This is a genomic window from Fodinicurvata halophila, from assembly GCF_042651425.1.
Taxonomy (GTDB): Bacteria; Pseudomonadota; Alphaproteobacteria; order Kiloniellales; family DSM-21159; genus Fodinicurvata; species Fodinicurvata halophila.
On sequence record NZ_JBHSCW010000011.1, the window covers coordinates 73,654 to 87,438 of the forward strand.

Annotated in this window: 14 protein-coding genes; 9 read left to right on the forward strand and 5 right to left on the reverse strand. The window is 62.8% G+C overall.

Annotation, left to right across the window (positions count from 1 at the left end):
- The first annotated feature begins 196 nt into the window (after positions 1–196).
- Genes ACFOW6_RS16510 through ACFOW6_RS16520 form a run of 3 tightly spaced genes read left to right on the forward strand, consistent with a single transcriptional unit; the run spans position 197 to position 3,799 of the window.
- Positions 197–1,864 carry a peptide ABC transporter substrate-binding protein gene (locus ACFOW6_RS16510; RefSeq protein WP_382423529.1) on the forward strand — a complete coding sequence of 556 codons (1,668 nt, stop codon included), beginning with the start codon at positions 197–199 and terminating at the stop codon, positions 1,862–1,864.
- A gap of 43 nt (positions 1,865–1,907) precedes the next feature.
- A complete protein-coding gene (locus ACFOW6_RS16515; protein WP_382423530.1) occupies positions 1,908–2,852 on the forward strand; it encodes an ABC transporter permease in 945 nt (314 codons plus the stop codon).
- Entirely contained in the window at positions 2,849–3,799 is a 951-nt protein-coding gene (locus ACFOW6_RS16520) for an ABC transporter permease (protein WP_382423531.1), read from the forward strand. Before ACFOW6_RS16515 ends, ACFOW6_RS16520 begins: the two co-directional genes overlap by 4 nt.
- Here the strand turns inward: ACFOW6_RS16520 and ACFOW6_RS16525 are convergent.
- Positions 3,779–4,588 carry an alpha/beta fold hydrolase gene (locus tag ACFOW6_RS16525; RefSeq protein ID WP_382423532.1) on the reverse strand — a complete coding sequence of 270 codons (810 nt, stop codon included), beginning with the start codon at positions 4,586–4,588 and terminating at the stop codon, positions 3,779–3,781. The two genes, ACFOW6_RS16520 and ACFOW6_RS16525, sit on opposite strands and share 21 nt — an antisense overlap.
- Before the next feature lie 416 nt (positions 4,589–5,004).
- On the opposite strand from ACFOW6_RS16525, the gene ACFOW6_RS16530 reads away from it, so the two are divergent.
- A complete protein-coding gene (locus ACFOW6_RS16530; RefSeq protein ID WP_382423533.1) occupies positions 5,005–5,706 on the forward strand; it encodes a DUF429 domain-containing protein in 702 nt (233 codons plus the stop codon).
- 32 nt (positions 5,707–5,738) lie between these two features.
- On the opposite strand, the gene ACFOW6_RS16535 is transcribed toward ACFOW6_RS16530, so the two are convergent.
- Positions 5,739–6,521 carry a 3-hydroxybutyrate dehydrogenase gene (locus ACFOW6_RS16535; RefSeq protein ID WP_382423534.1) on the reverse strand — a complete coding sequence of 261 codons (783 nt, stop codon included), beginning with the start codon at positions 6,519–6,521 and terminating at the stop codon, positions 5,739–5,741.
- Between the two features lie 52 nt (positions 6,522–6,573).
- Here ACFOW6_RS16535 and ACFOW6_RS16540 point away from each other — a divergent pair, with 52 nt between their 5' ends.
- A complete protein-coding gene (locus ACFOW6_RS16540) occupies positions 6,574–6,846 on the forward strand; it encodes a hypothetical protein (protein ID WP_382423535.1) in 273 nt (90 codons plus the stop codon).
- On the opposite strand, the gene ACFOW6_RS16545 is transcribed toward ACFOW6_RS16540, so the two are convergent.
- Entirely contained in the window at positions 6,836–7,024 is a 189-nt protein-coding gene (locus ACFOW6_RS16545; RefSeq protein WP_382423536.1) for a DUF1192 domain-containing protein, read from the reverse strand. The genes ACFOW6_RS16540 and ACFOW6_RS16545 overlap by 11 nt on opposite strands.
- 111 nt (positions 7,025–7,135) lie before the next feature.
- Here ACFOW6_RS16545 and ACFOW6_RS16550 point away from each other — a divergent pair, with 111 nt between their 5' ends.
- A complete protein-coding gene (locus tag ACFOW6_RS16550) occupies positions 7,136–8,161 on the forward strand; it encodes an NAD(P)H-quinone oxidoreductase (RefSeq protein ID WP_382423537.1) in 1,026 nt (341 codons plus the stop codon).
- Positions 8,162–8,314: 153 nt separating this feature from the next.
- On the forward strand, positions 8,315–8,962 hold the full coding sequence (locus ACFOW6_RS16555) for a DUF1013 domain-containing protein (RefSeq protein ID WP_382423538.1): 648 nt from the start codon (positions 8,315–8,317) through the stop codon (positions 8,960–8,962).
- Between the two features lie 76 nt (positions 8,963–9,038).
- On the opposite strand, the gene ACFOW6_RS16560 is transcribed toward ACFOW6_RS16555, so the two are convergent.
- Positions 9,039–9,815 (reverse strand): SDR family NAD(P)-dependent oxidoreductase, encoded by a 777-nt coding sequence (locus ACFOW6_RS16560; protein WP_382423539.1) that lies wholly within the window; start codon positions 9,813–9,815, stop codon positions 9,039–9,041.
- Positions 9,816–9,965: 150 nt separating this feature from the next.
- Between ACFOW6_RS16560 and ACFOW6_RS16565 the strand changes: the two genes are divergently transcribed.
- Both ACFOW6_RS16565 and ACFOW6_RS16570 read left to right on the forward strand, forming a co-directional pair.
- Positions 9,966–10,526, forward strand: coding sequence for a hypothetical protein (locus tag ACFOW6_RS16565; RefSeq protein ID WP_382423540.1), 561 nt, complete (start codon positions 9,966–9,968; stop codon positions 10,524–10,526).
- A 322-nt stretch (positions 10,527–10,848) separates the two neighbouring features.
- Positions 10,849–11,994, forward strand: coding sequence for an SMP-30/gluconolactonase/LRE family protein (locus tag ACFOW6_RS16570; RefSeq protein WP_382423541.1), 1,146 nt, complete (start codon positions 10,849–10,851; stop codon positions 11,992–11,994).
- A gap of 61 nt (positions 11,995–12,055) precedes the next feature.
- Here the strand turns inward: ACFOW6_RS16570 and betA are convergent, their stop codons facing one another.
- A complete protein-coding gene (gene betA, locus ACFOW6_RS16575; RefSeq protein ID WP_382423542.1) occupies positions 12,056–13,771 on the reverse strand; it encodes a choline dehydrogenase in 1,716 nt (571 codons plus the stop codon).
- Positions 13,772–13,785: the final 14 nt, after the last annotated feature.

Genomic DNA, 13,785 nt, shown 5'->3' on the forward strand with positions numbered 1-13,785 from the left:
GTGAGGCTCCCCCGAAATACCTCGAGTTATGGTGGGAACAGCGTCATCGCGGCCCTCGTGGTTGTCAACGCCTGCCGCCGCGCGGCTTGTCCGCTGGCGGCTTCGCGCCGGGGAAATCTTTCCGGCCGGACAACCTCCTCCCTCGCGCCTGCTTGCAAGCTGCGTTAGTCTCGTGGCTGCGAGAAAAGGAGAGAAAATGCGTTCTTTCATGAAGTTGACCCTCGTTGTGTTGCTGGCAGCCTTCGCGCTTTCCGCCCGCGCCGCCGGCGCCGAGACCCTGACCATCGGCATCACGCAGTATCCCTCGACACTCAATCCCAACATCGACAGCATGCTGGCCAAGAGCTACGTCAACGGCATGACCTCGCGGCCGCTCTCGCACTACGATCAGGACTGGCAGGTCACCTGTTTCCTGTGTACGGAGGTACCGACCCTCGAGAACGGCGGCGCCGAACGGGTTTCGCGCGACGAGGGCCGGGACGGCCTGAAAGTCACCTTCCAGCTGAAGGAGGGCCTCGAATGGGGCGACGGGACGCCGGTCACCAGCGAGGATGTCGTCTTCACCTGGGACGTGGGCAGCCACCCGGAGTCCGGTATCAGCAACGCCGAACTCTATCGCCGCATCGAGGACATCACCGTCCACGACGAAAGAACCTTCACTTTCCACCTGGACCGGGTGACCTTCGCCTATAACGCGTTTGCCGACTACCGCCTGCTGCCCGCCCATATCGAACGCCCGATCTTCGAGGAGAACCCGGCGCAGTATCGCAATCGCACGGCCTTCGACAGCAACCCCACGAATCCCGGGCTCTCCCTGGGGCCTTACCGTGTCAGCGATCTGGAGCCAGGCGCGCGCATCACGCTTGTGAAGAACGAGCACTGGTCCGGAAAGGATCCCCATTTCGACCGGATCGTCGTCCGCATCTTCGAGAATACCACGGCGCTGGAAGCCAACCTGCTGTCGGGGTCAATCGACATGATATCCGGTGAGCTGGGGCTCAGCATCGACCAGGCACTGGCCTTCGAGGATCGGCACGGCGACAGCTACGATGTCATTCACAAGCCGGGGCTGATCTACGAGCACATCGACCTCAATCTGGACAACCCCATCCTGGCCGACCGTCGCGTGCGGCGCGCCCTGCTCTACGGCCTCGATCGCAAGGCCATCTCAGAGCAGCTGTTCCATGGCGAACAGCCGGTGGCCCTGACCTCCGTCAGCCCGTTGGACTGGGTGTTCGAGGAGGACGTACCACGCTATGCCTACGATCCCGAGAAGGCCGTCGCCCTGCTCGAGGAGGCCGGCTGGACGGAGATGCGCCAGGGGGTCCGCCACAATGCCGAGGGCAAGCCCCTGCGTTTCGAGATCATGACCACGGCCGGCAACCGCACGCGCGAACTGATCCAGCAGGTCCTGCAGAGCCAGTGGCAGGAGATCGGTGTGGAGCTGGCCATCCGCAACCAGCCGCCGCGCGTGCTCTTCGGGGAGACTCTGAACCGGCGCGAATTCAGTGCCATGGCACTCTTCGCCTGGATTTCCAGTCCGGAAAGCGTGCCGCGCACGACCCTGCACTCCGAGGAGATTCCCAGCGAAGAGAACGGATGGGTGGGACAGAACTTCACCGGCTTCTCCAACGAACGCATGGACAGCCTGATCGACCGGATCGAGGTCGAGCTCGACCGCGAGAAACGCCGCGAACTGTGGGGCGAACTGCAAACCCTCTATGCCAAGGAACTGCCCGCCCTGCCTCTGTTCTGGCGTGCCAACAGTTTCATCCTGCCGGAATGGCTCGAGGGGGTTCAGCCCACCGGGCACATGGGCACCTCGACCCTATGGGTCGAGGACTGGCACCGCGAGGGATCCTGAAGGCATGAGCAGCCGGACACGCGGCGGGAAGAACGAGGTCTAGATGGGCGCCTATCTCACCCGGCGCCTGCTTGAATCCCTGTTCGTCCTGTTCGTCATGTCCTTCGTGATCTACGGGCTGATCGCGCTCATGCCCGGGGACCCGGTCGACCTGATGATCTCCGCCGATCCGAACCTGACGGCTGCGGATGCCCAGCGCCTGAAGGCGCTATACGGCCTCGACCAGCCGTTTCACGAGCGTTACTGGAACTGGCTGACCTCAGCCCTGTCCGGAGATCTCGGCTATTCGCGGCTGTTCGCCGTGCCCGTAACCGAAGTCCTGCTGCCACGTCTTGGCAACACCCTGTTGCTCATGTTCGCGGCCCTGCTGGTCGCCTTCATCATCGCCCTGCCCGCCGGCCTTCTGGCGGCGCGCAAGCCCGGCAGCCTGGCGGATATCACGATCAACCTGCTGGCCTTTGCCGGACTTTCCCTCCCCTCCTTCTGGATGGCCATCCTTCTGATCCTGCTGTTCGCGGTCCATCTGGGCTGGTTTCCTGCCGGCGGCACCGGCGACGGCGGCTTCGTGGAAACAGCCCGGCACATGGTCTTGCCGGTAATGGCGCTCAGCATCACCAGCATCGGCACGCTGCTGCGTCATGTTCGTGCAGCCGTACGCGAGAGCATGCGCCAGGACTACGTGCGCACCGCCCGTGCCAAGGGACTCAGCGAAAATCGCATCCTCTACGGGCATGTGCTGCGCAACGCCATGATTCCGGTGGTGACCATTCTGGCCCTGGACATGGGCACGCTGTTCGGCGGCGCGCTGATCACCGAGACCATCTTCGGCTGGCTGGGCATGGGCAAGACGATCTATGACGCCGTCATGGGCAACGACTACAACCTGGCGCTGGTCGGCCTGCTGCTGGCCACCGCAACGGTTCTGCTCGCCAACATCCTGGCCGACCTTGTCTACGGCTGGCTGGATCCGAGGATCGAATACGAATGAGCCAGCAGACAGTCCTCTCTGCCAACCAGGGACAGCCTCAGGGCAATAGGGACGGAACGATAACCTATTGGCGACGCTTCCTGTGGCACAAGCCGGCTGTCCTCTCCCTGATCCTGCTTGTCATCTTTGCTGCTGCCTGCACGGCCGCCCCTCTGTTCGAGATCTGGCTGGGGGCCGAGATGGAGCAGGTGAACCTGATGGCCCGCTACGCACCGCCATCACCCGAGCATCCACTGGGCACCGACGAACTGGGCCGCGACACGCTGATCCGACTGCTCTACGGCGGGCGCATCTCGCTCGCGGTCGGTCTGCTGGCGGCACTCTGTTCTGCCGTGATCGGCACCTGCCTGGGCATCGTGGCCGGCTATTTCGGCGGGCGCTTCGATGCCGTGCTCATGCGCCTGACCGACACCGTGATTGCCCTGCCCCTATTGCCGCTGCTCATCATCATGGCGGCGATCGATCCCACCAAGCTGGGGGTGCCGCAGGATGTCGCCGAGTCCACATTGCTGAGCTTCTATCGCATCGTCGCGCTCATCGCCCTGTTCGGCTGGACCACCGTGGCCCGCCTGGTCCGCGGCGCCACGCTCAGTCTCAAGCGCCGTGAATTCATCATCGCGGCCGAAGCCCTGGGGGCGGGACCCTGGCGCGTCATGCTGCGTCATATCCTGCCCAACGTCTTCTCGCCCATCGTGGTGGCCACCACCCTGTCCATCGGCAACATCATCCTGCTGGAATCGGCGCTGTCCTTCCTGGGCCTGGGCATCCAGCCGCCGCTGCCCAGCTGGGGCAACATGCTGACGGGGGCCCAGGAACTGATCTGGGAAGCGCCCATGCTGGCGATCTGGCCGGGGCTGTTCATCTTCCTGACGGTGATCGCCTTCAACTTCCTGGGCGACGGTCTCCAGGATGCGCTCGATCCGCGATCAAGTGGTTTCCGGCGCTAAGCCACCGAAGCAGTCCGGCAGGCCGTACTCCAATGCCCGCGCCGTTTCCCGAGGTTGCTCCAGCATGAGCATATGTCCCGCACCGGTGATCTGGCAGGCCTGTGCGTTTCGCAGGTGGTCCAGCAGCTTGCGTCCCGCCTTGGCCGGTGTCATGCGGTCCTCACTGCCCAGGACCAGCAGCACGGGACAGTCGATGCGGACGGCTGTCTCCGCGGCCTGCCGATAGTCGTTGCAGGCGGCGAGATCATTGTAGAGAACGGCTGGTACCGACTCGCTCAGCAGCTGCCGCGTCCGCTGCACGGCCGTGGCCGCCTCTGCACCCGGGTCGGCTGGAGATGCATGGCCCCATCCGACAATCATCTCCACAGCCTGAGGATTGCCTTCCTTGGCGGCCACCAGAAGCTTGGGATGAACTGGCATCGTCTCGGCCACCCCCAGCAGAGCCAGACTGTGCACGCGATCCGGACAGCGCGCCGCAGTTTCCAGGGCGACCAGTGCCCCCATGGAATGGCCCACGAGACAGGCCTGCATCACGCCCGCCTCCTCAAGCAATTTCTCAAGCCACTGCGCCATCGCCGCTATGTCCGGCAGAAGCGGACCGCCCGAGCGGCCATGCCCGGGCAGGTCCGGCGCCAGAATGGCCGGCGTTTCGGTGAAGGCGGATAGAAGGGGGGACCATGCACCATGGCTCATGCCTGCCCCATGCAGGAAAACAAGCACAGGCTCCGCCCCACCAGGCGGATCCTGGGAAAGCGCATGTACGGATGTGTTGTCGACGAGGTATTCCATGGTGGCCCCCCGAAGGCCTTCACAAGGCAGGCGGCAAGGCTCTGAAAGTTTTGAGGGCCGCAGCTCCCCCTTGGGAAGTGCGGCCCCCTTCTTTTACAAGCCTTGCCCTGTGCAACTTGCCTAGGAACGAAGCCTAAAGACATCCGAGGCAAAGAATCAAGCCTTAAGATTGCATTCTATTTACTGAAGAGAATTACAGGGCGCAGGATAGTCCGGCGCATGGGCAACAAGGGCGTCGCAAGACCACCTCCTTGTCGCCCCCTGAGCGCCGACAAAGAAAATGCCGCCGAGAGTATCGGCGGCAAGTTGCACAGGGAGACTCGCAATCGAAGGATACAAAGCGGAAATACAAATGCTCGTGTTCCGCTGATACAAGCTATCCTGCAGCAACAATACTAAAATAAGGTTAACACAAATTGGGGACACAAGATATCATTTATGGAGGATTCGACGGCTGCCGTGCAGGCTGGATTCTCTGCTCCCTGAATGCGTCCCGGCGAACTCCGGGCTTTGAACTTCTGGAACGCTGGCCCAAGGACAGTCTGGAGCGAATAGCCTGTATTGCCGTGGACATGCCCATTGGCCTGCCGGACAGCGGCCGGCGTCGTTGTGACCTTGAGGCGCGCGCTCTTCTGCCCCCACGCACGCGAAGCCGGATCTTCATGGACCTGAGACGCCCCCTGCTGGAGTGTCCCGACTACGAGGCGGCCAATCGCATGGCGCGTGAGGACGGCCAAGGCCTCAGCAAACAGGCCTGGAACCTGCATCCGCGTCTGTGCGAGCTGGATGCCTTTATCACGCCGGCCCGGCAGGCCCGGGTTCTGGAAGCCCACCCCGAACTGGTCTTCCACCGACTGAATGATTGGCACAGGCTCGCCAACAAGAAGACAGCCGAGGGACGGCGGCACCGCCTGCACCTTCTGGCCAGGGCGGGCCTGGAACAGGTGGAGCGCGCAATTCCCTCCGTAGCGCGAAACCGGGCATCCCCCGACGACTTCCTCGATGCCGCAGCCTGTGCCCTGGCCGCAAGCTGGTCGGTCCATCAGCAGGGACATCATGTCCCGAGCGACTCAGCGGAAACAGACTCCCGCGGCCTGCGCATGGAGATCCACTTCTGAAGGATGCCGCCGCCCCCAGGCAGTGCCCGGGTTTAGCGGGCCGTCCAGCCACCATCCATGGTCACAGGCGTCCCCGTCATGGTGTCCGCGGCCGGCGAGCAGAGGAAAAGCGCCATGGCCCCCAGCTGTTCGACGGTGACGAACTGATGCAGCGGCATTTTCTCGGACAGCAGGATCTTCTTCGCCTCCTCCAGCTCCACACCCTGGTTCTCGGCGATGGCATCCACCTGCTTCTGGACCAGCGGGGTCAGGACCCATCCCGGACAGATAGCGTTGCAGGTGATTCCGCTGTTCGCTGTTTCCAGGGCGGTGACCTTGGTCAGGCCCACGACGCCATGCTTCGCGGCAACATAGGCCGACTTCTTCTCTGAGGCGACTAACCCGTGGGCCGAGGCGATGTTGATGATTCGCCCCCAGCCCTGGGTCCGCATATAGGGCAGCGCCAGGCGCGTGGTATGGAAGACCGAGGAAAGATTGAGAGAAATCACGGCATCCCACTTGTCGGCGGGAAAGTCTTCCAGGGAATCCACATGCTGGATACCGGCATTGTTCACCAGGATATCGACACCGCCGAAATCGGCCTCGATGTTGCGCATCATCTCCTCGATCGCCGCCGTATCCATCAGGTCGGCCCCCTCGTAGCCAACCTTCATGCCATGGCGCGCGGCGAGATCCTGTTTCAGCTGGTCGATCTCCTCGGAATCGCCGAAGCCGTTGAGCACGATATTGGCGCCTTCCATGGCGAAGGCCTCGGCGATGCCCCGTCCGATTCCGCTTGTAGAGCCGGTCACCAGCACCGTTTTCCCCTTAACCACGCAGTTCTCCTTTCCTCTTGGTCCTGTGTGAAACCCGGCATACAGAACAGCCTTGTCACCCCCTCTGGTCAAGGCCGAAGGAAAAGGTCATTCTGTCGGGGTTATGGAAAGCCTGATTGCCTGGATGATCCTGACGTTCGGCTGGCTGCTGCCGCTGCTGCATGTCGCGCTTTCACCGCGTGGCGGGAGCTGGCGCGCTCAAACGAACGTCCGCTGCCCCTTCAGCCCGCGCCTCGGCTGGCTGGTCCTGGTCATGCTGGCAGGTCCGCTGGGCTGGCTGCTGTTCATGAAGGCTCGTCGCAGACCGGCGGGTGTCAGGTCTTGAAAAGCTCGGCAGCCGCGTTCAGGTGTTCTCCCTTGGTGGAGATCTTCTCCTTGACACGCTCCATCTCTGCTTCAAGTTCCGACAGGTAATCCTTGAGCTCGACAATGCCCATCAAGTCCAGATCGCGTCCAACCGACAGGCTTTTGACCCGCACATCTTCTTCAGGATCTATCTCCATCCTTCATCTCCAAGCCGTAGGCCACCACCTCGAAGCCTGATCGTATTCCAACACAGAACCGTGCTCTTCTTCAATGGAGGAGAAAGCCGCGAGCAGGGAGGCAGCAGCCAGATGACCAACTCCACCCAGAGCCAAATTCCCTCTGAGATGACCGCGATCGAGATTTCCGAACCCGGCGGACCGGAGGTATTAAAGCCCGTTCACCGCGCCGTCCCCGCCGTTGGACAGGGTGAAGTTCTGATCGAGGTTGCGGCGGCTGGCGTCAACCGCCCCGACGTCATGCAAAGGCAGGGCGCCTACGATCCGCCCCCAGGCGCATCCGACCTGCCGGGCCTCGAGGTTGCCGGGCGCATCGTGAGCTGCGGTGAGGGCGTGGAATCCTTCCGTACGGGCGACAAGGTCTGCGCACTGGTGACCGGTGGCGGTTATGCGGAATATTGCGTAGCGCCGGCGGCCCAGTGCCTGCCGGTGCCCGAGAACCTGTCCCTGCTGGAAGCGGCGGCGCTGCCGGAAACCTTCTTCACGGTCTGGTCCAATGTCTTCGATCGGGGCGGACTTCAGCCCGGCCAGAAGATCCTGGTTCACGGCGGATCCTCCGGCATCGGCACCACGGCCATCCAGATGGTCTCGGCGTTCGGCGCCGAGGTCTACGTGACGGCTGGCAGCGAGGAGAAATGCCGCTTCTGCGAGGAACTGGGGGCCAAGCGCGCCATCAATTACCGAAGCGAGGACTTCGTCGACGTCATCAAGGCGGAAACCGGCAAGGAGGGAGTGGACCTCGTGCTCGACATGGTGGGCGGCAGCTACGTCCAGCGCAACGTCGACTGCCTGAAGCCCGAGGGCAAGCTGGTCTTCATCGCCTTCCTGGGCGGCCCGAAGGCAGAGGTGAACTTCGCCAAGGTCATGATGAAGCGCCTGTCGATCACGGGCTCGACGCTACGCGCCCGCGACGTAACCTTCAAGGCGGCCATTGCCGCATCCCTGCAGAGCCGGGTGTGGCCGCTGCTGGAACAGGGACGGATCCGGCCGATCATACATCGCGCCTTCCCCCTGGCGGAGGCCAGCGAAGCCCATGCCCTGATGGAATCCAGCACGCATATCGGCAAGCTCATGCTCAACGTGCAGGGAGAAAGTTGACGAACTGCACTCTCAGGTGTGTTTTAGGGCTTTTACCATGGGATCGGGCGTTCTATATAGCGTGAATAGAAGTTTCCTGACACCTTGCGAACGTCGCCTTCCGGGCGATGCGGCGACGGAGAGAACCAGCTTCGTTGTCGGAGGAGAGTTTTTATGCAGCAACAGCCCCTTATGCCCAAGGCCACGGCGGTCTGGCTGATCGAGAACACCAGCCTGACCTTCGAGCAGATTGCCGATTTCTGCGGTCTTCACAAGCTGGAAATCCAGGGAATTGCCGACGGCGAGGTCGCATCCGGCATCCAGGGCCTGGACCCCGTGGCCAACAGCCAGCTGACCAAGGAAGAAATCGAACTGGCCCAGCAGGACTCCAACCGGCGCCTGCGCATGCTGGTACAGGACCTGCCCAAGCCATCCAAGCGCTCCAAGGGCCCGCGCTACACGCCCGTGGCCAAGCGCCAGGACAAACCGGATGCCATCGCCTGGCTGCTGCGCAACCATCCCGAGTTGAAGGACAGCCAGATCGTCAAGCTGATCGGCACCACCAAGGCCACGATTCAGTCCATTCGGGACCGCAGTCACTGGAACGCTTCCAACATCCGACCGAAGGATCCCGTTCTGCTTGGTCTCTCTACCCAGTCGGAACTGAACGCCGCGATCGAGAAGGCCAAGAAGGAGGCTGAACGCAGCGGCAAGAACGTTCCCAAGGCCGCGGCCCCCTTCGAGGCGGAAAACAAGCCGGAAACCTCGGAGAGCGAGGATCCCAGCCGTCCGGATCTCAGCATCTTCAAACTGCCCGAATAAGGCGGTTCCTCTCGTCAGGACCAAGAAAGGGCGGCCACGGGGCCGCCCTTTCGCATTGGACCGGCTGTCCGACAGATCACTTCTTGGTCGGGACCGTGTAGTTGAGAGCCAGGCGCCCGCCATCGGGATAGATCGTCTGACCGGTCATGTAGCTGGAGTCATCGCTGGCCAGGAAGACCGCGACCGAGCCGATCTCGGAGGGGTCGCCCACACGGCCCATGGGCGTGCGCGACAGGATGCCCTCCATCTTGGCCGGATCGTTGGCGACGGACTCGAAGACCTCGGTGTGGATCGACCCTGGACCGATGGCATTGACCCGGATGTTCTTGTCGGCCAGGGACAGTGCCATGACCTTGGTCAACTGGTTCACGCCGCCCTTGGACACCACGTAGGGGGTAATGGTGGGGATCGCCATGACGCCGTTGACCGAGGACATGTTGATGATGGTGCCACCCGTACCCTGGTCAACCATCTGTCGGGCCGCTGCCTGGCCGGTCAGGAAGACGCCCTTCAGGTTCACCCGCAGGACGCGGTCCCAGTCCTCCTCTTCCAGTTCCAGGAAGTCACAGGCATGCACGATTCCGGCATTGGCAATCGCGATATCAAGCTTTCCGAAGGCTTCCACGCTGCGCGCCACCAGGGCATCGACCTCGGCCTTCTCGCCGACGTCGCAGGTGACAAAAAGGGCCTCGCCGCCCTCGCCACGAACCGCTTCGGCCGCGGCCTCGCCGCGTTCCGTCGCCACGTCGGCCATGACCACCTTCGCCCCCTCCTTCGCCAAGCTCTTGGCGCAGGCGAGTCCGATGCCGGCGGCCGCACCGGTTACGAGAGCGACTTTGTTCTCAAGACGCATGGGTGTGTATCCTTCGATTGTTCTGTTGCACGGGAAATCACGCTGCCACGCTCGGGCCGCAGGCTCAATACTTCTGCCCCGTCATGCCGCCTTCCGGAGCACGGCGCCTGTTGCGGCATACGGGGTCTTTCGGGTTAAATTGAAGGCATAATGAACGACGCATTCACCGCCGACAAACGCGCACGATTCCGCAAGCTGCTGACCCTGGCGGCCGAGAGCCCCTTCGCGGGCGAACGCTCGGCCGCACTGGAAGCCGCGAAGCGCCTGGCGTCCTCACTCGGCATGGATCTCGAGGAAGCCGCCCGGGCCTGTCGACAGGACAGCTACGAGGACGACGCCGTTGAACAGCGTGTCCACGAGGATCGCGAGGCCGAGGCCAGGAAGCGTCGTGCCAACCAGGCCTGGATGTGGCGCACCTATGCCGCCTATGCCTACGACGCGGCCGCCAGCCGCATGCGCCAGAAGCGACGCGAGGAGATCCAGCGGGAACAGGAGGCCGAGGAGGAGCAGCGCCGCGTCGAGCGGCTCTGGCGCAGCGGCAATCACCGGCGCAGCCACCGTCAGCGGCCACGCAAGGACTTCGCCTGTGCACTGATCCGGGAAACCGCGCTGCCGCTGACCGAAATCGCCGAGATCACCGGCCTCAGCCTGCGCAAGATCGTCGAGCTGAAACTGAAGATGCGGCCCCACGCACCAGCCGCAGGCGAATAGACGTGTAGCACTCTGATAATCAGAAACTGTACTCGCGTACGATTTTCCGCATCCCAACAGATTAAAGCACGGCAAATGCAGAGGTCAGCTGCAACTCCACTGCACGGAACGCAGCCATACTTGACGGCATTGCCGATGATAATGAAGGATGAGCAGTTTCAGAGAATTCGTCATCCCCGACGAGCGAGGCATTCCCCATACCCTTGTCACCTGCTCCTACCTAGAGGGTGGCTACGCCTCGCACAGCAAGCCCAGGCAAACTGGGCAGGATGGGAGACTCGCGGATTTATATCCAGACGACACCCACAGGGGAGGAAGCGCCATGCGCAGAGTACAAGCACACAAATTCCTGGACCTTGCACCCTCATCGCACGAGACGGAAAGTTCAGCGCCTTCGGTGTCTCGCCGTAACCTGATGAAGGCAGCAGGAGCCATTGCCGCCACGACGGCGATGGCGCCACACGCGCTTGCCCGGAATTTCGGTCCCGATGCTGAGCCGATACGCTATCCTGAGCCAGACGTCGTCAAGCTCGATCCAAGGTTCACCGCCAAGATCGGCAATACGCCGATCGTCAGGCTTCACACCGGTACGCTCTGGGCTGAGGGACCCGCCTGGAACGGTGTTGGCCGCTATCTCGTCTGGAGCGACATTCCAGGCGACGAACAGCTGCGCTGGCTCGAGGAAGACGAGCACGTTTCCCGCCAGTTCCGCTATCCCTCGAGAAACAGCAACGGCAACACCTTCGACTGGGAAGGCCGCCAGATCACCTGCGAACACAAGACACGGCGGGTCGTTCGATACGAGCACGATGGCAGTGTCACGAATCTCGCCGGCCCAGAGAACGGGCAGGACTTCAATGCCCCGAACGATGTGGTGGTCCATCGTGAGGATGGCTCCATCTGGTTCAGCGATCCCGGCTACGGCAGCCTGCTCGATTACGAGGGGACCAAGGCCGATACGGGCTCGCCGCAGCCCTATCGGAAGGAAGCGGTCTACCGCATCGATGCGCAGACCGGCGAGGTCGACAAGGTCGCCGACGAGCCATACAAGCCGAACGGCCTGTGCTTCTCGCCGGACTTCAGCATTCTCTACGTCGCCGATACCGGCGCGACACACTATTCCGAAGCGGAAAAGATCATCTGGGCCTATGACGTCGACGGCAAGACACTGAAAAACCCGAGAACCTTTACCGACATGACGCTCGACGACAAGGCCGGGCTTGCCGACGGCATCGATTGCGACGAGGACGGCAATATCTGGTCAAGTGCCGGATGGGTTGGCGATGGTTACGACGGCGTACACATCTTTGCACCGAACGGCGATCGGATCGGGCAGATCCGTCTTCCGGAAATCTGCTCGAACCTGTGCTTCGGAGGCTCGAAGGGCAACCGCCTGTTCATGACGGCAAGCCAGTCGCTCTATGCGGTCTATGTGCTGACGCACGGCGCCCACGTCATGGGTGCCTGATATTCAGGGAGGCGCCCTACCGGCTTACACCGGCAGGGCGCCTCCCGACCACGACGATGCCTCACGATGATCCGGCCTGCTCCGTTCCCGGCCGCTCCGGCGCGGTCTCGCGCTGGTGCTCCTGCCAATCCGAGGGGGCGTACACCGGGGCTTCCGAAGGGGCCAGGGGATCGCGGCCGAGAATGGAATCCGCAGCCTTCTCGCCAATCATGATCGTCGGTGCGTTGATGTTGCCATTGGTCACCGTGGGCATGATCGAGGAATCGACGACACGCAGGTTGTCGATGCCGTAGACGCGGCACTGCGGATCCACCACCGCCATCGGGCCCGAGCCCATGCGGCAGGTGCCGCAGGGATGATAGGCGGTTTCCGCCGTCCGTGCGACCCACTCGTCGATCTCGTCGTCGCTCTGGACGTCCTTGCCGGGGGACAGTTCCTCGCCGCGATAGGGGTCGAAGGCCGGCTGGGCGAAGATCTCCCGGGTCAGGCGCAGGCCGTTGCGATAGGACTGCTTGTCCTCTTCCTCCTGCAGATAGTTGAAAACCAGTTCCGGCGCCGCCGCCGGGTCCGCCGAGGTCAGCCGCATCCATCCGCGACTCTTTGGCTTGTTGGCACCCAGATGGACCTGGAAGCCGTGCCCCTTGGCGGCACTGGAGCCGTCATAGGCGATGGCCCCAGCCAGAAAATGGTATTGCAGGTCGGGATACTTCAGGCCGGCACGGCTGCGGATATAGCCGTTGGATTCAAAGTGGTTGCTTGCCCCCAGGCCGCTCTTGAACAGCAGCCAGCGGGCACCGATCCAGGCCTGTCCGAGCGGGTTCAGCCAGCCGTTCAGGGTGATCTTCTGGGTGCACATCTGCTGGACCCAGACCTCCAGGTGATCCTGCATGTTCTGGCCGACGCCCGGCAGGTCGTGCACGGGCTCGATGCCGTGTTCCTTCAGATGCTCCGCCGGGCCGATCCCGGAGAGCATCAGCAGCTTGGGTGAATTGAACGCGCTGGCGGACAGGATGACCTCGCGTCGAGCCTGTATCCGATACGTTTTGCCGTCCTTCTGGTATTCGATGCCCACCGCCCGCTTGCCATCCATCAGGATACGCGTCGTCAGGGCGTGCGTCTCGACCTGGAGGTTCTGCCGGCTCATTGCGGGTTTGAGATAGGCGTTGGCGGTCGAGCTGCGCACACCGTCGCGCACGGTCATGTCCATGCGGCAGAAGCCTTCCTGGCGATAACCGTTGTAGTCCCGGCTCTCGCCGTATCCTGCCTGACGACCGGCCTTGATGAAGGCGCGATACAGCGGATTCTTCATGTTGTTGCCGTTGCACACGCCGAGCGGACCGCCGGTAGAGCGGTACTCGTCCTCTCCGTACAGGCAGTCTTCCGCACGCTTGAAGTAGGGCAGGACATCGGCATAGCTCCAGCCCTCGGCCCCGCGCTCGACCCATTCGTCATAGTCCCCGGCACAACCGCGCACATATGCCATGCCGTTGATCGAGGACGAGCCGCCGATGACCTTGCCCCGGGCCTGGTGGATACGCCGCCCTTGCAGGCCGGGCTCCGGCTCCGTGTGCAGTCCCCAGTCGAAGCGGGGCTTGTTCAGCGGAATGGAAAAGGCGGTGGGCATCTGGATATAGATGGAGTTGTCCTTGCCGCCGAACTCCAGCACGAGCACCCGGTTACTGCCGTCCGCACTCAACCGGTTGGCCAGAACGGAGCCGGCCGACCCGGCCCCGACGACAATGTAGTCGACGGACTGATCGAATGTCTGCTCGCTCATCGCTTGGCTCCTCG